General features: G+C 41.4%; 15 protein-coding genes and 1 pseudogene. 5 read left to right on the top strand and 11 right to left on the bottom strand.

Features of this window, described 5'->3' with window-relative positions:
• Positions 1-139: 139 nt before the first annotated feature.
• The 4 genes from pfkA to B3H30_RS04390 form a co-directional block, all read right to left on the bottom strand.
• Complete coding sequence (pfkA, locus tag B3H30_RS04405; protein WP_286769212.1) at positions 140-1,114, bottom strand: 6-phosphofructokinase; 975 nt, start codon at positions 1,112-1,114, stop codon at positions 140-142.
• Positions 1,115-1,311: 197 nt separating this feature from the next.
• Positions 1,312-3,015 carry a protein-disulfide reductase DsbD family protein gene (locus tag B3H30_RS04400; protein WP_286833465.1) on the bottom strand — a complete coding sequence of 568 codons (1,704 nt, stop codon included), beginning with the start codon at positions 3,013-3,015 and terminating at the stop codon, positions 1,312-1,314.
• Between the two features lie 86 nt (positions 3,016-3,101).
• Positions 3,102-3,551 (bottom strand): protein-disulfide reductase DsbD domain-containing protein, encoded by a 450-nt coding sequence (locus B3H30_RS04395; RefSeq protein ID WP_070561447.1) that lies wholly within the window; start codon positions 3,549-3,551, stop codon positions 3,102-3,104.
• A 155-nt stretch (positions 3,552-3,706) separates the two neighbouring features.
• Complete coding sequence (locus B3H30_RS04390) at positions 3,707-4,477, bottom strand: biotin--[acetyl-CoA-carboxylase] ligase (protein WP_286833463.1); 771 nt, start codon at positions 4,475-4,477, stop codon at positions 3,707-3,709.
• Positions 4,478-4,524: 47 nt separating this feature from the next.
• Here B3H30_RS04390 and rsfS point away from each other — a divergent pair, with 47 nt between their 5' ends.
• From rsfS to B3H30_RS04370, 4 genes are read left to right on the top strand one after another with little or no spacing between them, the layout of a single operon-like run.
• Complete coding sequence (gene rsfS, locus B3H30_RS04385) at positions 4,525-4,899, top strand: ribosome silencing factor (RefSeq protein ID WP_046673130.1); 375 nt, start codon at positions 4,525-4,527, stop codon at positions 4,897-4,899.
• A gap of 46 nt (positions 4,900-4,945) precedes the next feature.
• Entirely contained in the window at positions 4,946-7,027 is a 2,082-nt protein-coding gene (gene ftsH, locus B3H30_RS04380) for an ATP-dependent zinc metalloprotease FtsH (protein WP_112375078.1), read from the top strand.
• A 55-nt stretch (positions 7,028-7,082) separates the two neighbouring features.
• Complete coding sequence (locus B3H30_RS04375; RefSeq protein ID WP_070561445.1) at positions 7,083-7,730, top strand: LutC/YkgG family protein; 648 nt, start codon at positions 7,083-7,085, stop codon at positions 7,728-7,730.
• Positions 7,731-7,738: 8 nt separating this feature from the next.
• A complete protein-coding gene (locus B3H30_RS04370) occupies positions 7,739-8,362 on the top strand; it encodes a rhomboid family intramembrane serine protease (protein WP_286833462.1) in 624 nt (207 codons plus the stop codon).
• Here B3H30_RS04370 and B3H30_RS04365 read toward each other — a convergent pair.
• The gene (locus B3H30_RS04365) at positions 8,359-8,730 is read right to left on the bottom strand and encodes an ATP-binding protein (RefSeq protein ID WP_414713312.1); all 372 of its coding nucleotides are present in this window, start codon (positions 8,728-8,730) and stop codon (positions 8,359-8,361) included. The genes B3H30_RS04370 and B3H30_RS04365 overlap by 4 nt on opposite strands.
• Positions 8,731-8,850 (bottom strand): annotated as a pseudogene (locus B3H30_RS24830) (ATP-binding protein); the annotation flags it as partial.
• Between the two features lie 47 nt (positions 8,851-8,897).
• On the opposite strand from B3H30_RS24830, the gene B3H30_RS04360 reads away from it, so the two are divergent.
• Entirely contained in the window at positions 8,898-9,296 is a 399-nt protein-coding gene (locus B3H30_RS04360) for a helix-turn-helix transcriptional regulator (RefSeq protein ID WP_286833460.1), read from the top strand.
• A gap of 212 nt (positions 9,297-9,508) precedes the next feature.
• Here the strand turns inward: B3H30_RS04360 and B3H30_RS04355 are convergent, their stop codons facing one another.
• The 5 genes from B3H30_RS04355 to B3H30_RS04335 all read right to left on the bottom strand — a co-directional run bounded on the left by B3H30_RS04355 (position 9,509) and on the right by B3H30_RS04335 (position 19,093).
• On the bottom strand, positions 9,509-11,851 hold the full coding sequence (locus B3H30_RS04355; RefSeq protein WP_286833458.1) for a glycoside hydrolase family 3 N-terminal domain-containing protein: 2,343 nt from the start codon (positions 11,849-11,851) through the stop codon (positions 9,509-9,511).
• A gap of 284 nt (positions 11,852-12,135) precedes the next feature.
• Positions 12,136-13,350, bottom strand: coding sequence for an esterase (locus B3H30_RS04350; RefSeq protein WP_286833456.1), 1,215 nt, complete (start codon positions 13,348-13,350; stop codon positions 12,136-12,138).
• Positions 13,351-13,390: 40 nt separating this feature from the next.
• Positions 13,391-14,275, bottom strand: coding sequence for an alpha/beta hydrolase (locus B3H30_RS04345; RefSeq protein ID WP_286833453.1), 885 nt, complete (start codon positions 14,273-14,275; stop codon positions 13,391-13,393).
• 163 nt (positions 14,276-14,438) lie between these two features.
• The gene (locus B3H30_RS04340) at positions 14,439-15,983 is read right to left on the bottom strand and encodes a RagB/SusD family nutrient uptake outer membrane protein (RefSeq protein WP_286833450.1); all 1,545 of its coding nucleotides are present in this window, start codon (positions 15,981-15,983) and stop codon (positions 14,439-14,441) included.
• A 41-nt stretch (positions 15,984-16,024) separates the two neighbouring features.
• A complete protein-coding gene (locus tag B3H30_RS04335) occupies positions 16,025-19,093 on the bottom strand; it encodes a SusC/RagA family TonB-linked outer membrane protein (RefSeq protein WP_286833447.1) in 3,069 nt (1,022 codons plus the stop codon).
• Positions 19,094-19,406 lie beyond the last annotated feature (313 nt).

Below are 19,406 nucleotides of genomic sequence, written 5' to 3'. Positions count from 1 at the left end.
TATCCTTTTTGTTTACACTATGAATATATGAAAATCAAACCGTTAAAACAAATAATAAACCTTAGATAATGAAAAAAAAGAGACTGCCTTTTTGAGACAGCCTCTTTCTTTATTGTTAGTCAAGAATAAACTAGATCATTTACAACGAAAGGATTTCAATGATACGAAGCAGATCTTCATTCATTTTTACGTTATGCTTGATGGCGCTCTTAAAAGGAGTGAATCTTACTTCACTGCAAATCAGTCCGGCCATTTCACCTCTGCGGCCTTGTAGTAAAGCCTCTACCGCTGCAATTCCAAGCCTGCTGGCCAGTACACGATCCATGCAAGTAGGGCTTCCGCCACGCTGAATATGTCCTAAAATAGATAATCTAACGTCGTAGTGCGGGAAATTTTCCTTGATTTTTTCCGATACCACCATACCGCCCTCTTTGTCGCCTTCAGCAACAATAATAATGCGGGATGATTTATTTTTACGGCTTTTGTCAAGTCTTTTCATAATCGCATCATAGTCTACCTCGAACTCAGGAACCAGTACTGCTTCAGCACCGGTACTGATACCAGAACGGACGGCGATAAGACCAGAGTCGCGGCCCATCACTTCGATCACAAAAAGTCTATCGTGAGACTCGGCGGTGTCGCGAATTTTGTCTACGGCTTGGATAACTGTATTAATGGCTGTATCATAGCCAATAGTGAAGTCTGTACCGGCCAAATCGTTATCGATTGTGCCCGGAAGACCGATGATAGGAAAATCGAATTCTTCGATAAATTTGGATGCGCCGGTAAATGTACCATCGCCACCGATAACAACCATGGCATCAATACCGTGGCTGCGTAAATTTTCATAAGCCTGCTTACGTCCTTCAATTGTTTTGAAAGCCTCGCTGCGGGCTGTTTTTAGGATAGTACCACCACGTTGTATGATATTGGCTACAGATTTAGCATCCATAGGGATAATCTCACCATTAACTAGACCATCATAACCTCTGCGTACCCCAAATACTTCAAGATTATTGTAGATCCCCGCTCTAACAACAGCGCGGATACCAGCATTCATTCCTGGAGCATCTCCTCCAGATGTCAAAACAGCAATTTTTTTAATGTTACTCATACGTACTCAAACTTAGCTATTTTTAAGCGTATATACAATTATATTTCCGTTATTAGAAGTCGCCAATATCGCTATTAAGAACAAGCAATCGCTTTTTTAACTGCAATTCATCTAAGTGTGAGCTAAAGATAATGCAAATTTAATAATCGCATGTTCTCTGCTGTTATTCTCTAAGCATACCTTCTGCTGTATACAGACTATTTTTTTGCCTTAAAGGCGTCAATTCCGCTCTGTAAAAACGCAGTGTACTCCGCAATATTATAGTTTGCACCAGTTTTTGGAACCAATACGGTGCCCGATGCATCGACGATAACATAGAGTGGTTGCGAATTGCTGTCGAAAGCTGAGGCTTGGAAATCACTGTTTTTATTCCCTATCGTTTTGATTTTTTTGCCACTGTATTTTGAAACGAATTGTTCGTTTGCAGGTAATTCTGTTTTATCATCGACAAACAATTCGGCCATTATAAATTCTTCCTTCAATAGCTTGGCAACGGCAGGATCAGTCCATACATTTGCTTCCATTTTTCGGCAATTAACACAGTTCCAACCTGTAAAATCTATCAATACAGGTTTATTCAGTTCTTTTGCTGTTTCCAAGGCCTGATCATAATCATAATATGGATCAAATCCTTTTGGTGTACCGCGTTCGTGAAAAATCTCCGCATATTTTTTGACTTTACCATCACTGTGTGCGGGAGCGGCTGCTATTCCTGCCGACAGGTCAAAGTCCTGTGTTGCCGAGGGTGGCAAGAAAGCTGAAATTGATTTTAGGGGAGCTCCCCATAGCCCCGGTACCATATAGATAACGAAGGAGAATACAATGATAGCGAGAATAGTTCTCGGTACGGAGAGGAATTTTAATTCGCTGTCATGTGAAAACTTAATCTTTCCAATAAGATATAAGCCCATCATACTAAAGATGGCAATCCATAGCGATAAGAAGACTTCCCGATCCAACCAATTCCAATGGTAGGCCAAATCTACATTTGATAAGAATTTCAGTGCCAGTGCGAGCTCTAAGAAGCCGAGTACAACCTTCACCGAATTTAACCAGCCACCAGATTTTGGCAGGGATTTTAACATCGAAGGGAACATCGCAAATAAGCCAAAAGGAATTGCAAGTGCTATAGAAAAGCCAAGCATACCGATTGCAGGACCTAGGCGTTCTCCTTTTGAGGCCGCTTCGACCAATAAGGTGCCAATAATGGGGCCAGTACAGGAGAAGGAGACCAGTGAAAGGCTGAATGCCATAAAGAAAAGCCCTACGAGACCGCCTTTGTCGGATTTGGCATCCATTTTATTGACAAAAGAACTCGGTAACGTGATTTCAAAAGCACCAAAAAAGGATGCGGCGAAAACAACTAATAAGAGGAAGAATAGGAAGTTAAATACCCCATTTGTGGATAAAGCATTCAATGCATCCGAACCAAAGGAAATGGTAATAATCATTCCTAAAGCGACATAGATCACAATAATAAAGAGACCGTAGAGGAGTGCCTTGCTGATACCGCTTGCGCGGCTTCCAGCCTGTTTTGTAAAATAACTTACGGTAAGTGGGAGCATTGGAAATATACATGGCATGAGTAGCGCTGCGAAGCCGCCAACTAATCCTGCGATAAAGATACTCCAAAGTGATTTTTTACTTGATTCTTGCCCGGAGGGAGCGTTTGCCTTAACAGGAGCTATTTTGCTGCTGTCCTGACTAACCATTGTGTCAGGTGAAGCTGTAAAATTTAGATCCTCAGGTACCGCTTCAACAGAAGTAGCTGTATCCGGTGATGATTCAAATTGAAGTCCTTCTGTACTTGTTAAGCTATCTTGTGCGGAGGCAAAAGTTGCTGTCGTTAAAGAAAGACTGAAAAAAGCAATTAAAAGTAGAATGAATGTGTTTTTTAACATGCGTATGAATTTCTGATGTTATGGTCAAAAATAAAAAAAGGCGATGAGAATCGCCTTATTAATTTATCCGTGTAGAATCATTTTTACTATTTGATTGTCACAGCAAAAGCATATTCGTCTGGAGGAAGACATTGTGATGCATCACATGCTTGCCATTCAACAGTGCCTTTAACGGTGGCAGTTCCTTTGTTTAAAGTTACTTTTTGTTGGAAAATTACCTCGTTTGTAAAATAACCAACATCCATCTTAAATACATCCTCGTGTTTTACTTTTGGTTTCGGCTCTGCAGTTTTACCTACCAATGTATAATCTGCCGCTTTAGCAAAGTTGAAAGAAGTTGGAATTGGGCCGCCATCTTTCACATTTTGTGAATAAATGTGCCATCCATTTTGGATTGTAGCTTTTACATAAACTACAGCTTCTTTGTTATTTAACTTTTTGCTCGCCACAGTCCATTTTACAGGTTTGTGAATCTGAGCGAATGCTCCCGTAACTGCAAAAATTACCACAGTCATTAACAGTATTAACTTTTTCATCAGAATTTAATTTGTTCTTTCCTTTTTCACTACAATGATTGCAGTGTGTTCTTGTTCTTTGATACTTCGGGTGAATAAAGGTTTAATCACGCTGTTGACAAATTTAGAACAAAGGTTTGACAATTCTAAAATGGGTTATCCTTTTTTTGTAAAGATTAAGTAATAAGATGTGTAATTTCTTTGATATCAAATTCGCGCAAGGTGTCTTCCAAAAGAACCAGTAGCTTCCCGTCATTAGACACCTGTTGAATAATGCCAGTTTTTTTGATGCCGTCGACTAGGAATGGTCTTTCTTCACCTCTCCAAAACAATAACGCGTTGTAGCGGTTTAACTGATATTGAGCGCCCTCCTTATACAGGTTCAGGTACTCCTGTTGGATCACTTGGAATAACTCCTGTGCCAGTTCCTTGATGTTGTAATCCTGTCGATCGGTCAGGCAGGCGAGCGAGGTTATTGTTGTTGCTGTGTCAAAATTAATTTGATTAATATTTACACCAATGCCAATAATTGCGTGGTCTATTTTACTGCCTTTTAATTTATTTTCTATTAAAATGCCTGTTATTTTCTTTGAATTGACGTAAATATCATTGGGCCATTTCACGACTACAGGCTGCTCGGTTTTGCTTTTCAGCCAATTGACGGTTGCAATGGCGATTGTGGCGGAAAGCGCAAATTGTTCCGCTATGGGCAGGAAATGAGGCTTTAAGAGGATCGATGTTGTTAGATTTTTCCCTGGTTCACTGACCCAGGAGCTTCCACGCTGCCCCTTGCCCTGAAATTGTTCTTCTGCTAAAATGGCAGTCCCCTCAGCTAGTGGCTTGAAATTTGACAATAATTCCCTGAGATAATCGTTTGTAGAGGCGACTTTGTCAAGATATATTGCATTTTGACCGATGATAAGTCCCGAAATATTGTTATTTTGCAAACTGAAAGTATTAAATAAATATTAAGTCAAAACTATCACATTTTTTAATGAGTAAAAATAAAAGTTCAGAATTGTCCCAACGTCTATCAGAAATTATCGTTTATGGTATGCAAGAAAAGAAAGCAAACGAGATCGTTCGCTTGGATTTAAGAGATCTTCACAGTTCTGTTTCCGATTATTTTGTGATTTGTCATGCCGACTCTAACATTCAGGTGAATGCGATAGCAAAGAGTGTCGAAGAAGAAGTCTATAAGGCATTTGGTCAAGAACCCCAATATAAAGAAGGGCAATCCAATGGTGAATGGTTGATTTTGGATTTTGTGGATGTGGTTGTACATATCTTTAAGACCGAAAAAAGAGCGCATTATGGTATCGAGGATTTATGGGGAGATGCAGAAGTACAGCATTTCCAAAGCGCTTAATTGTCCTCAACGAAAAAATTTATAAAGAAAATATAATTACGATATAATGAAAAAAATCCCGAGTAGTAAGGTAAGCCCGAAACCGCCAAAATTCAATTTTGTGTGGCTTATGATTGCCATGTTTTTAGGTTTTTTTGCCTTACAGTACGTTTTTGGAGAAAGCCCAGCTAAGGAAGTTAGCTATAGTGATTTTGAGACACGTATGTTGAATACAGGCGCTGTAGAGCGTCTCGTCGCCTATAAAAAGAATGATCTTGTCGAAGTGGAGGTCTATCTAAAAAAGGGCTGGAAAGATAACCCAAGTTTTAAAGACGCTACAAAAGCTGCTGATCCGCTTCCAAGTCTATCAGGACAGGAAGACAAGGGTCCACAATATATTTTTAAGGATGCTTCGCCTGATGTTTTAGAAAAGAAATTAGCTGCTTCACAAGCGGAATTAACGCCAGGTACACCAAAAGTCCAATTGACTTATGATGACCGTTCTAACCCTTGGGCAAGCTGGTTTATCACGTTTATGTTGCCGTTGTTGGTATTGGCTGCCATCTGGATCTTCTTGATGCGTCGTATGGGCGGTGGTGCTGGCGGCGGTGGCGGTGCGATCTTTAATATAGGTAAATCTAAGGCGACGTTGTTTGATAAAGAATCGCAGATCAATATCACATTTAACGATGTTGCTGGTCTTGAAGAAGCGAAACAAGAAGTTATGGAGATTGTGGATTTCTTAAAAAATCCACGTAAGTATACCAATCTAGGGGGTAAAATTCCGAAAGGCGCTTTGCTTGTAGGGCCTCCGGGAACGGGTAAGACTTTATTGGCTAAAGCGGTAGCCGGAGAGGCTCAAGTGCCATTTTTCTCGCTATCCGGATCTGACTTTGTCGAAATGTTTGTGGGTGTAGGTGCATCGCGTGTTCGCGATTTGTTTAAGCAAGCGAAAGAGAAAGCACCATGTATCATTTTTATCGATGAGATTGACGCTATAGGTCGTGCTCGTGGTAAAAACTCGATGATGGGCGGTAATGACGAGCGTGAAAATACATTGAACCAATTATTGGTGGAGATGGATGGTTTCGGTACGGATTCAGGCGTTATTATTTTAGCGGCTACTAACCGTATCGATGTACTGGATACAGCATTGTTGCGTCCAGGACGTTTTGACCGTCAAATTTCTATTGATAAACCGGATTTGATTGGCCGTGAGCAAATTTTCAAAGTGCATCTAAAGCCGTTGAAATTATCGGCTGAGGTCGATGCAAAAAAATTATCGGCGCAGACACCTGGTTTTGCGGGAGCTGAAATTGCCAACGTGTGTAACGAAGCAGCCCTTATTGCTGCCCGTAAAAATAAACCCGAGATTGATATGCAGGATTTTCAGGATGCCGTTGATCGTGTGATCGGTGGTCTTGAGAAGAAAAACAAAATCATCTCTCCGGAAGAGAAACGTATTGTTGCTTATCATGAGGCTGGACACGCTATTGCGGGCTGGTTTTTAGAGCACGCCGATCCTTTGGTGAAAGTGTCTATTGTGCCACGTGGTGTCGCTGCTTTGGGTTATGCACAGTACCTTCCCCGTGAACAGTTCCTATATACGACAGAACAGCTTATAGACAGTTTATGTATGACTATGGGTGGTCGTGTCGCTGAAGATATTACGTTTGGAAGAATTTCAACAGGTGCTCAAAATGACTTAGAGCGTATCACGCAACTTTCGTATGCGATGATAGCAATCTACGGTATGAATGATAAAGTTGGCAATGTTTCCTTCCGAGATAGTTCTGAAGCATCTTTCCAAAAACCATATTCTGACAAAACGGCAGAGCTGATTGATGCAGAGGTACGTAACTTAATTAATGACGTCTATGCACGTACCAAACAGTTATTGCTGGATAAACGTGAGGGTTTGATTAAAATAGCAGAAAAGCTATTGGAAAAAGAGATTCTTTTTCAGTCGGACTTGGAAGAGATATTAGGTAAACGTCCATTTGAAACCAAGACTACTTACGAGGAGTTTGTGAATGGTGCTGATGGTGGTGGAGTTCCACAGACAGATTTACCGTTGGATGTTCATCCGGACGAAGCGCGATCTAACGAAGGGCAGAGTTCAGAAACACCCTCCAATAATTTGAATTAATTTGAATGCTGCAGCGCTAGATCACTCTAGCGCTGCATTTATATATATTTGCGCCATGAACGTGAAGAACGCAACAGCGAAAGAGATAATGTTAAAACGGGTACGTCAGGCATTACTACAGAAAAACGATAATCCACATCCCAATTTCAAAGAAACGCCGCTTTATAAAGAAGAGGATGAGTTGGTGGATATTGTTTTTGTTCGCGAATTGACTGCTGCGGGAGGCAAGTTTCTGTATTGTGATGGCGAGATCGGTCTGATTGAAAATCTGATTTTATTGACCGAGGAGAATAATATCAAAAATATATACGCTTGGGAACAAGGTGTTCAAAATTTACTCAGTCCATATGGTTTCCCTTTTTTAAAAACAGCGGAAGATTTTGAATCAGCAAATGCGAGCATTACCTCATGTGAAGCATTGGTTGCACGTAATGGAAGTGTTATGGTGAGTAATGCAAATGCTTCAGGACGCAGGTTGAGTATATATCCTCCAATTCATATTGTCATTGCCAAAGCTTCGCAATTGGTTTGGGATCTAAAGGATGCTTTAGCCTATATGCAGAAGCGTTACGGTCAGGAAATCCCGACAATGATTTCGACAATTACCGGCCCCTCCAGGACGGCTGATATCGAGAAAAGATTGGTTTTGGGTGCACACGGACCAAAAGAACTTTACGTTTTACTTTTAGAGGATCGATTCTAGGAATTACTATGCTATTATATTATCTAACAGAAATGCCTGTTGCGAGTATTATTTTCTTTTTTACGCTCGCTACCAGTATCTATACGTTTTCACATGAACAACTTTACGGTAAACTGATGTTGCATCCGTATAGTATCGCACGTAATCGAAAATGGTATACCATCCTTACCAGTGGCTTTGTGCATAAAGATTGGGGGCATCTGCTGTTTAATATGCTTACCTTCTATTATTTTGCATTTGGTTTGGAGCGCATACTTGCAGAAGCAAGTCCATACGGTCATATTTTATTTGCCGTAATCTATGTCGGTAGTTTGATCTTGAGCGATATTCCAACAATCATCCAGCAAAAAAATAACCCCGGTTACTATAGTTTAGGCGCTTCAGGTGCGATTTGTGCGGTTCTGTTTAGCTACATTCTTTTCGATCCGAAAATTACCATTGGTGTGATGATGATTATACCGATGCCGGCTTATCTGTTTGCATTTTTGTTTTTAGGTTACTGTGTGTGGGCGTCAAAAAAAGCGCAAGATGGTATAAATCACGATGCTCATTTCTTTGGCGCATTGTCGGGTCTGATCTTGACGATTATCTGTTTCCCTTGGGTTATTAAGCATTGTTTGGCTCAGTTTTAAAATTTTCCACCCCAGGTTTCCCGATCTAAATTTCTATACTGGATCGCTTCGGCGAGATGATGATTTTCGATCATTTTACTTTGCTCCATATCAGCGATTGTTCGAGCAACTTTGAGTATTCTATCGTATGCTCTTGCAGATAGGCTCAGACGTTCAATAGCCGTTTTAAGTAACTTCCTTCCGGGCTCATCAATCTGACATATTTCTCGGGTCAATTGTGTACTCATCTGGGCATTACAATGGATGTCTGGAAAAGAATCGAACCGTTCCTTTTGAATTTCGCGTGTTTGAATGACTCGAGTTCGCACAGTACGGCTGTCTTCGGCTATACGTGTCGTACTCAGTTGGTCAAAAAGTACAGGTGTCACCTCAATATGCAGATCGATACGGTCTAAAAGGGGCCCCGATATTTTACTTAAATAACGTTGTACGGTATTACTGCCGCATATGCATTCTTTTTCGGGGTGATTGAAATAGCCACAGGGACATTCCTGCGTTGCCTAGTTTGCGTTTTGAAACAGAAACAGTAAAACCGATGGATAACTCATATCCTAAAAATCCTACTTCTATTGGCGAGCATATAAGAAAGAAAAGAATGGAATTAAAACTTTTCCAAAAAGATCTCGCTGTTCTTTTTGGGGTAAGTGAAGACTGTATCACTTATTGGGAAAATAATCGCAGTACTCCTCAAATCACATATTATCCAGCATTAATTAGATTCTTGGGTTATTATCCATTCGAGTTAGACTTAACAACATTCGAAGGCAGAATAAAAGCCTATAGATATCTAAATGGACTTAGTCGTAAACATTTTGCAAAATTAATGGTGGTTGATCCACAGACAGTAATTGGGTGGGAAAATGGTCGAGGAAAACGGCCCAAGCGAGAAAAAATGGAGAGGTTTCTATCGAAATATGATTTTAATGCTGATTAGGTTGAAAACAAGGCAAACAAAATGAGTGATATGGTGAGCGATTGGTGAAATAAATTGATTTGAACCATGCGGTTTCATCTTAGATCAAAACTTATAACTAAATACGAATAAATCAACACCTTGAGTTTATGAAAAATGCCGATAGCATTTTACAGCTGATCGGCATTTTTCATTGTTACCCCCAATAGTATAATTGAAAGAACGTACTACAATTATTTGTTGGGTGTATCCCATTTCTTCGTTGATGTACAATTCAATTTCAACATTTGATCTCCCAACTGAACATCAAATTCTCCCTTCTCAAGTACCCACTTCCCGTCAGCGCCGACAAATGCAAGGTCACTCCCTTTTACTTTTAATGTAATATTCCTACTTTCCCCAGCTTTCAATTCAACCTTATCGAAAGCGCGTAGACGACGTACATCGGGAGTCATTGAAGCAACTTTATCATTAATGAACAGTAATACGCTTTCTTTTCCCGTTACAGGACCGCTATTTTTTATATCAACAGTGAAAGTTAATTCATCTGTATCGCTAAATGAGGCTTTGTCTACCTTCAGATTACTATATTTAAATGAAGAATAACTTAATCCATATCCAAAAGCCCATTGCACAGATGCTACGGCATCATAGTTATAAGCACCTTGCATGCGATCCTGGTTCTGGCTCGGTTTATAGTCGTAGGTAATGAGCGAATTTACATGGCGCGGGTAGGTGAAAGGAAGCTTGCCGCTTGGATTGATATCCCCATACACTACATTAGCCAGTGCATCACCGCCGTAGTTCCCCGGTAAATAGATGTGGACAATAGCTTTTGCCAATGGGACGATCTCATTAATAATGCGCGGACGACCTTCATTTAATACCAGGATAATGGGCTTTCCGGTTTGTGCTAATGCTTTCACTAAATCAAGCTGATTCTTAGACAAGGTCAGATCATCCAGATTGCCCGGAGTTTCACAATAAGAGTTTTCGCCAATGCAAGCGATGATTACATCAACATCGCGTGCGGCGGCAACAGCTTTCTCTATCTCAGGTGTATTTTCTTCCCAATATGAACCACGTACTTTGTATGTAACTCCCGGTTCATAAATGATATTCTGAGTACCGGCTTTATACTGAAAAGCTTCAAGGATAGTATTGTGATCGGCAGCAAATTCATCAGCCCTGTCTCCTTGCCATGTGTATGACCAGCCACCGTTTAGCGAACGCATGGAATTGGCATTCGGACCTGTGATCAGGATCTTCTTCGTTTGTGTTAAAGGAAGAAGACGATCATCATTCTTCAATAGAGTAATAGATTCTTCAGCGGCTGCAAGGGCGACTTTTGCATGTTTTTTACTTCCGAACTCTGGATATTCTTCGATGGCACGGTAAGATTTATCGAACAATCCGAGACGGAATTTCATACGCAATATCCGGCTAACGGCATCATCGATACGGGCCATCGATACTTCGCCTTCTTCAACCAGTTGTTTCAGTAAAACGCAAAAATCCCACGAATACGGATCCATAGACATATCTATACCGGCATTGATTGCCATTTTAACCGCTTCTTTTTTTGTAGCCGCAACATGGTCCCGCATATAAATATTGTTAATATCCGCCCAGTCAGTCACGATTACTCCATCCCAATTGAGATCTTGTTTGAGCCATTGAGTGAGGTATTTATAGTTTGCATGGAAAGGTATGCCATTATCTACAGCCGAGTTGACCATTACTGAAAGCGCACCGGCTTGTATAGCCTTAAGATAGGGGGCAAAATGCTTCTCGCGCATATCATAGCCGGTAATATAGGACGGTGTACGGTCTTTACCAGAGAAGGGGACGCCATACCCCATATAATGTTTCAAACAGGCGGCCACATGATATTTATCAATAGATGAGCCGTTTCCGCCCTGAAGGCCGGTAACCATTTCACGTCCCAGCTCGGATACAAGGAAAGCGTCTTCACCGAATGTTTCCCACATACGAGGCCAGCGAGCGTCGCGACCAAGATCTAACACGGGAGCAAATGTCCAGGGGATATTTCCTGCTCTCGTCTCGTATGCCGATATGCGGCCGGTTTCGGAGGAAAGCTCACGGTTGAAAGAGGCTCCGAGATTGATATTTTGAGGAAACAGAGTGCCTCCTTGCGTGTAAGTGGTCCCATGTATTTGATCAACACCATAGACAATAGGGATACCTGTTTCCTTAATCGCAATCTTTTGCAGTCCGGAGATGATGTAAGTCCATTCTGTAGGGGTTTGAGGAGTACTGCCAGGTACATTCAGTATGGAGCCTACCTTGTATTTGCGCATTACTGAATCAGTAAGTGGCGCATCAAACTCGAAGGGAATGACGGTATGGAAAATATTCATTCCTTTACCTATGACATCGACGGTCAACTGGGTCATCTGTCCGATTTTTTCTTCGAGCGTCATTTTTTTTATCAGGTTTTCAATCTTACTTTCCGCATCCTTATCCTGACGGATGGTCGTGGAGATATTGCTTTGTTGTGCGTTGACGCCAGTTATTAAAACTAAGGCGATAAAGAATAAATAATATTTTCTCATGATAGTACTTTATTTGTTTTGTATCTGCCACTTCAGCATTTTATATTGCTCTTACATCTCTGATGAATGCAGCCATCTCATCACTTTCCTCAAATGATTCCCTAAGTAAAACAGGTGCTATGATGGTCAATATAATTTTTGATCTTCATTACTTAAAGTGAAGAATTTTTCTTTTTAAGAATAAAGGCTTGAGTGTACTTATTAAGTCGTAAATACCCGAAAGGGGCATTTTCGAGTTTTCTCGAAAATGCCGTACACTAACGATAGTTCCTTTCGGACATAATTTAGAAGAGCATTGGTGCAAACTCGGACAGATAGATCCTCCAGTTGTCCCATGTGTGGCCGCCTCCGCTTTCTCTGTATGTATATTTAAAACCTATTTCGTCCATTTTCTTCATACTGTCCATAACACCTTTGTACAGGAAGTCTGTATTTCCGCATGCGATCCAATATAATTTATAGCCGTTCTTTTTCTGTACTTCTAATTTCTTTACAAATTCATCCGTAGCTTTCTGTACATCTGCTGCGTTCGGATTACCGATTGTCATCATTGATGCCAGAGGAGGAGCCGAAAATATACCGATGAAGTCAAACGTATTGGCATATTGGGCGGAGATCGCTGAAGAGTGCATTCCACCCATTGACAAACCTGCTACCGCACGATTTGCTTTACCTGCTTTAACCCTGTAATTGGCTTCTACAAATTTCAGGATGTCTCCAAAACTATTTTCCATACTTGCTACAGCCTCTCTCGGACCACCACCCATAGCAGGGGTGTATGCTCTGTTTGTTTCTTCAGGTGATGCTGTGTTTTGCGTATGGCCATTTGGCATAACAACAATCATTGGTTTAGCTTTTCCCTGTGCAATGAGATTATCGAGTATCTGCGCCGCGCGTCCAAGTGCTATCCACGCTTCTTCATCACCGCCGGAGCCGTGAAGCAAATAAAATACAGGGTAAGATTGATTACCGTTTTCGTAGCCCGGCGGAGTGTAAATTGTTATGCGGCGTTCCTCCTTCAATGTTGGACTACTGTACCATCTTCGCGCTACCGTCCCATGAGGAATAGTATTTGTACTATATAAATTGCCTTTTTCACCTTTGATGATGAAATAGTTGGTTATTGAAGCCACATCGCGTTTCATCATGATGTTACTGGGGTCATTCATACGTATGCTGTCAACGATGAAATTATAGCTATAAAGTTCGGAGTTCAGCGGATCGGACGTGGTATATTCCCATATACCCTCGTTATTTTTTTTCAGTTCCGCTACTCCGGGAACATCAAATTTGCCATATGGTGTGTCCTTCTTTTGGGTAGGCAGAAAGTCACCTGTGATTTCCACTTTAGTTGCTTTTGGAGCTCTAATGCGGAAAGTTACGGTGTTGTTCCCATGAATTTCGGGAGATACTACTTGCGGGCCTCCCCACAGAGCCTGCTGTGCGAAAGATGTAATAAATAGTGCAAGCAAGGCGAATAGAATTGATAATCTTTTCATTGTTGTTCTTGTTTGTTGATTAAAAAAATATTAAGTGATATTATTTGCCAAAACAACGTGTTACGAATGGTAAACAGCTGTACAGAGCAGAATGCCAGTATTCGGAAGTGTGGCCACCATCACGGACCCGAAATTCAAACGGGATGTTTGCCCGACGCATAGCTTGTGTGAATTCGATGTTACGGTCGAGCAGGAAGTCATCGTCACCGCAATCGACAAACCATGCAATTTCCCGAAGTTGTTTCTTGTGAAGGTCATCAGCTTTTTCTACATATTTTACGCAACTGTTTTCTATGACCGATTGAGTTAATAGGGCCACCTTGTCATCAGTTTGCTGTGGTGCTACGGCTCCTTGCTCAGGAATAGACACTAAGGCACTCATAGCATATACGGCACAAAACATATCGCTGTGTCTTTGAGCATAGGAAACTGCTCCACCACCGCCCATTGACAATCCGGAAATTGCCCGATGCTGTTTGTCATTTTTTATTCGATAAGTCTGCTCTATATAAGGAAGAAATTCTTTGTAGAAAAAATCTTCATATGCCCATCCGGGCATATTGAAGTATCCGTTCCAGACACCAGCATAGATGTTACCTCCGGCATTGGGTGAAACAATAATCATCTCACAAGCTTCACCTGAGGAGACCAGCTGATCCATTACATCCTTGCAACGCTGGTCTTCGAACCAGCTGGTATTAACTCCCGTCATCCCATGCAACAGGTAAAGGATAGGATATTTCTTTGCTTTATCGACCTCATAACTCTTCGGCAGATAAATCGAATAGGCACGATGGGCTTTCAGTACCCCACTATAGATACTATCCGTTATTACCTTGCTTTGGGGTGGGCGGGAAGATTGTGCATTTGCCGCTAGCAAGGAAAAGACGGCAAATAAAGTAATTAAAAGGTTCTCTATACGCATTTTATTCATGTTTTATTTTCATTAACAATTTACTACTTTGGTTTATCGCTCCGCAAAGCGTGCCTGGTCTTTGGTCTAATGCCTTGTTTCCTATATGTTTACTCGTATAGTCAGAGACATCAAGGCAATTTTTTTCCATCATTGTTGCGTACACATGATCAAGTTACCAGTTGTTGTTTTGTACCATATTCGGGTTCAGTTCAAGTTCCTTGCGTGGTATAGGCAATAATTTATGTTTTGCCCTAAAGCCATAAGTAGTGTTATCAAATTCAAAAGAAACACCCGCCGCTGAGTAGCTTGGTATTTTTTTGCCTTGATTACTCATCGCTGCTTCTGCATCTCCCCAGCGTATCAAATCCTGATAGCGAACACCTTCCAGACAAAGTTCCAAACGCTTTTCTTTTTTCACGTCATCTAAAGTTACTGTAGTCAGATCTTTCAGTTGAGCACGGGAACGTATCCGGTTGATATAGTCTAAGGCCTTACTGCTATTACCATTTTTTACGTGTGCTTCAGCTGCCATTAACAGAACTTCGGCATAGCGCATTACACGCAGGTTAATGTATTGCAATGCTTGGAAATAGGACGCATCATATACACAATCTTCTTTCAGGGCACGATTTTTCCACATAAAATAGCCTTCGTGGCCAACCATATTCGCTCCTGGTTGTATATTGATTCCTAACATAGCCATTTGAGATGCAGTACGGATTGTACTGTTCAGGCGATAACCATTTTCACCCTCCATCGCTACAAATGCATCATATAATTCTTTACGGGGATTCATAAACCCATAGGTGCCTGAGGCGATATAGGCGGAAGCTTCGTTACTCATATTTAATTTATCTGAACGCCAGCCCTGCATGATGAAAGTCATTGTCATCTGGTTCCAGGCTTGCTCCGAGTCATTTCGCTTCTGTACTTCCAACATGGATTCACTGGAGCCATTAGCTGCAATATGCAGCAACATATCATAGTTACCTGTGTATAGTGCGTATTTTTTCGATTCAATTACCTTATCCAATATATCCGCGGCGGCGCTGTTTTTGCCCTGAAATAAATAAGTCTTGCCCAGCATCGATTGCGCTACTTCCTTTGTTATACGGATTCCGGTTTCACGGTCGGTCACACTGGTTTTAGATGGTAGAACATTGCTATTGATTGCTTCTGTCAGATCTCTTTCCACAAATGCCCAGATCTCTGCAGCTGTACTATTGCCTTTGCGGTATTCATCAGGAGTCAGTAAGTGGTCTACAATGGGAGCGGTGCCAAATAAAGAAACTAACTCGAAATGAGCCCATGCACGGAAGAACTTTGCTTCGGCAATAGCCCGTTTCTTTGCTTCGGTATCAGGTTCCACAAAATCAATGATCAGGTTTGCTTTATAAATTACCGCATATAGTCCCGAATATAGCGCTTGTATCATTGCATGATCTGTGTCGAACGTATACTCATTTAACTGTTCCATACCGGAATTATCTCCCCGAGAACCACCACCAGTCCAAACATCGTCAGCCAAGAGGTTTTTTGTGAAAAACCAGTTGAAATAGTTGTTCGCCCAACTTGTGTATAAAGAAGCCAATGCCTGTGTTGCATCGTCGTCTGTTTTATAGAAATCTTCCTGGCTTCCCATATTTCCGTGCTTCGCTATATCGAGACGGTCCTCACAACCGGTAGTGATGACCAATAGAGTCAATATTAGTATCATAAAATATTTTGCTTTCATAGCTTGTATCAATTTGAAGTTAATTAAAATTCGATATTAAGACCTAGCACTATTTTTTTGCTGGAAGGGTAAGAGCCCTTATCAACTCCCATACCGGAGGTTGAATTCGCGGCCGCCTCGGGATCAAATCCCGGATACTTCGTTATCGTAAAAAAATCTTCTAAAGAAGTATAAAAACGGAGATTACTGATATAGAGTTTCCTTAACCAATCCTTTGGTAGTGTATACCCCAATTGAATTTGCTTGATTTTAAAAAATGAGCCGTCGTAAACCAAAGCATCAGAGGTTTGATACTTATCCATATTTGTTGCACCGGCGCGAGGCACCGTACCCATCTTATTATCTGCCGTCCAACGGTTGTCGTAGAATACCTCTTTCAGCTTATTTGATGCAGCGTAGTCTGGACGGTTGATACAATTGAAGATTTGGTTTCCATGGGAGCCTGCTCCAAAGACAGTCAGGTCAAGTCCTTTCCATGCTGACGTCAGCGTAACGCCATAAGTAAAGTCCGGGATAGCATCACCTATATAGGTCAAATCCCCGTCATTCAGGTCTCCGCTTTTATCTAGATCATAAAAAGTAGGATTACCGGTTTCGGGGTCAACGCCTTGAAACTGATATCCCCGAAAATAGTAAACTGGATAACCTCTTTCAAAATAAGTGATGGTGCTGGTGTGGAAATTGACTCCTGACAAGCGGGTGATGGAAGGGTCTATATAGGTGACTTTATTCTTTAGGGTCGCCAGGTTGCCAAGGATAGCGTAATTGAAATCACCTACATGATCTTTCCAGCCCAGTTCGAACTCCCAACCCTTGTTGCTAACATTACCGGCATTCATGGGGGAGGTTGTACCACCGATAATTAGCGAGGGAGTAGTACCGGTGACCAACAGGTCTTTTGTCTTTTTGTCAAAGTAATCTGCACTCAAAGTCAGTCGGTCCCGCAAAAAACGAGCGTCTAGACCAATATCTATCTGTTCGGAAGTTTCCCATTTCAACCCGTCATTGCCCATTGTAGAAGGAGCAGCAGACGTAATATATGTATTACCGAGCACAAATGGATAAAAGCCCCCCAATGTCATATCTGTACTATATGCATATCCGCCCAAGGCAGCTAAACTACCATTTTGCCCCCAACTGGCGCGTAGCTTCATGCTATTGATGTTATCTTTTAATGATGCGAAGAAATTTTCTTCTGAAAGAGTCCATCCGGCAGAAACAGCTGGAAAATATCCCCAACGATTACTGGAAGGCAACAAGGACAGGTCGGCTGCGTCGGCCCGCAAAGAAGCTTGTACCATATAGCGGCCCGCATATTCATAACCTACACGACCGAAGTAAGATAATTTTGTCGAAAGTGTGTTTTCGCCGCCTACTCCTTTAGTTGCAGAAGCTGAACCATAATTTAAATAGTAAAATAGTGGATCATTCTTCTTTAAAGCGTCTTCTTCGTTTGGAGAAAGGCTGCCATTGACATAATCATAATTCGATTCCTGAAAAGACATCCCGATCATACCGGTAAGATTATGTCGGCCAAAGGTCTTTGTATAATTGGCAAAGTTCTCCCACTGGTAGTAGATTGAAGTAGAGGAGGTGTTGTCCTGACCTACATAATCGCGACTTTGTGTTGCATTTCCATAGAAAGGCAAAGATGTTGTAGATGTACGGGTGCCCGACAAGCGATAACCAAAACGGGAAGTGAATGTTAAATTGTTGATTGGTCTGAAGTCGGCATAAATAGAACCGTTTACATTGTAACCACTATTCTTCCCAATGTTATTGTCACGCATAATCATGGGGTGATACTGTTCACCTGCAAAATAATTGGAGACAGCGTAGTAATCCCCATACTCGTTTTGCAACAAATGTTTTCCACTCTTCAAGGCACTGAGCATATGCTGTGGCAGGTCATTGTAGGAATACGTGTCTGGTGTAAGTGGGTCAAGCTGCAATATAGCGGTCAATAAGCTGCCATATTCATTGTTGCTGGAAACACTGCGAACGTTATACCTTTCTATCTGATTGGTAGTCCCTACTTTTAACCAGGGTTTTATTTTATATTCCGAATTGATGGTAGCCGTCAGACGTTTGTGAATATCTGCATCTCCTTTTACGATTCCATCATTATCCAGATAGTTTAGTGAGAGATAGTAATTGCTTTCCTGTCCTCCATTTGTGAATGCGATGCTGTGTTTCTTCATTTTGCTATGCTCAAAAGCTACATCAATCCAGTTGGTATTGGTACTGCCATTCCAGTTTTTCAACAGATAATCTCTTGTAAAAGTCTTCGCTTCTGCCATATAATTGATATATTCTTCTGCATTCAGCATTTTTGGGATACGGGCTAATGATTGCGAAGAATTCAGAAAATCATAGGTGATTTTTCCTTGTCCCGCTATTCCCTTTTTCGTGGTAATAAGGACAACACCGTTACCTGCCTCGGCACCATAAATAGCCGCAGACGCAGCGTCCTTCAATACTTCTATAGACGAGATGTCGTTTGGGTCAATACCACTGATGTCTGACAGACGGATGCCGTCAACGACATATAACGGGTTGGAAGATGCATTGGAAGAGTAGCCCCGTACACGTACTGTCGGTGAAGAACCGGGAGCAGCAGAAGTCTGAATAACCTGTACACCGGCGGTCTTTCCTTGTAGAGCGGCGGGAGCATTGCTGATTGTACGGTTTCGGATGTCTTCACTTTTTACCTGGGATATGGCTCCGGTTACGGAGCTTTTCCGTTGTATGCCATATCCCACTACCACTGTTTCATCCAGCACACGGGTTTCTTCAAGCAGGGTTATATTTATTGTTTCATTAATGGCTGGTTTTTCCTGGGGTACATAACCCAGATAAGAATAAACAAGAGTAGAACCTTGTTTTACCGAAAGTGAATACTCTCCGTTGGTGCCGGTTTTGGTTCCATTAACAGTTCCTTTCTCTACGACACTTACTCCAATCAATGCTTCCTTATTCCCTTTGAGAACTTTGCCTGATACTTTAATCTGACTCTGGGCAAGCAGATAAGGTATCCCGATAAGGAAGAGTAGTGCTAGTGCCACCAACCTTTTCATTTCTGTGCGTTTCATACTACTTTTCATTTAATAATTGTTAGTTTGTTTATAATATAATTGGTTAACTAAAATCCAAGAACAGCGAACGACAGCACGATATCAAGCAGCTCTTTGTCGTGATTTGTTGTGCCTTTGTCCGATGGATAAAGCTTCTATTTGCATACGCCGCCGATATCTGGCTTGCTCCTGCAGACGAAATAAATAAGCTGAAAACAATAGTTATAGAAGGTCTATTGTGTTCACATATATTTAGGTTTAAAACAACTCCGATAAATTGATATTGCAATATTATACATAAGGCGTTCAGATGACTTGCTGATGCGTATAT

It is taken from the genome of Sphingobacterium sp. UBA7038 (assembly GCF_002494055.1).
Lineage (GTDB): Bacteria > Bacteroidota > Bacteroidia > Sphingobacteriales > Sphingobacteriaceae > Sphingobacterium > Sphingobacterium multivorum.
This window is presented reverse-complemented; position numbering and strand designations above follow the sequence as displayed.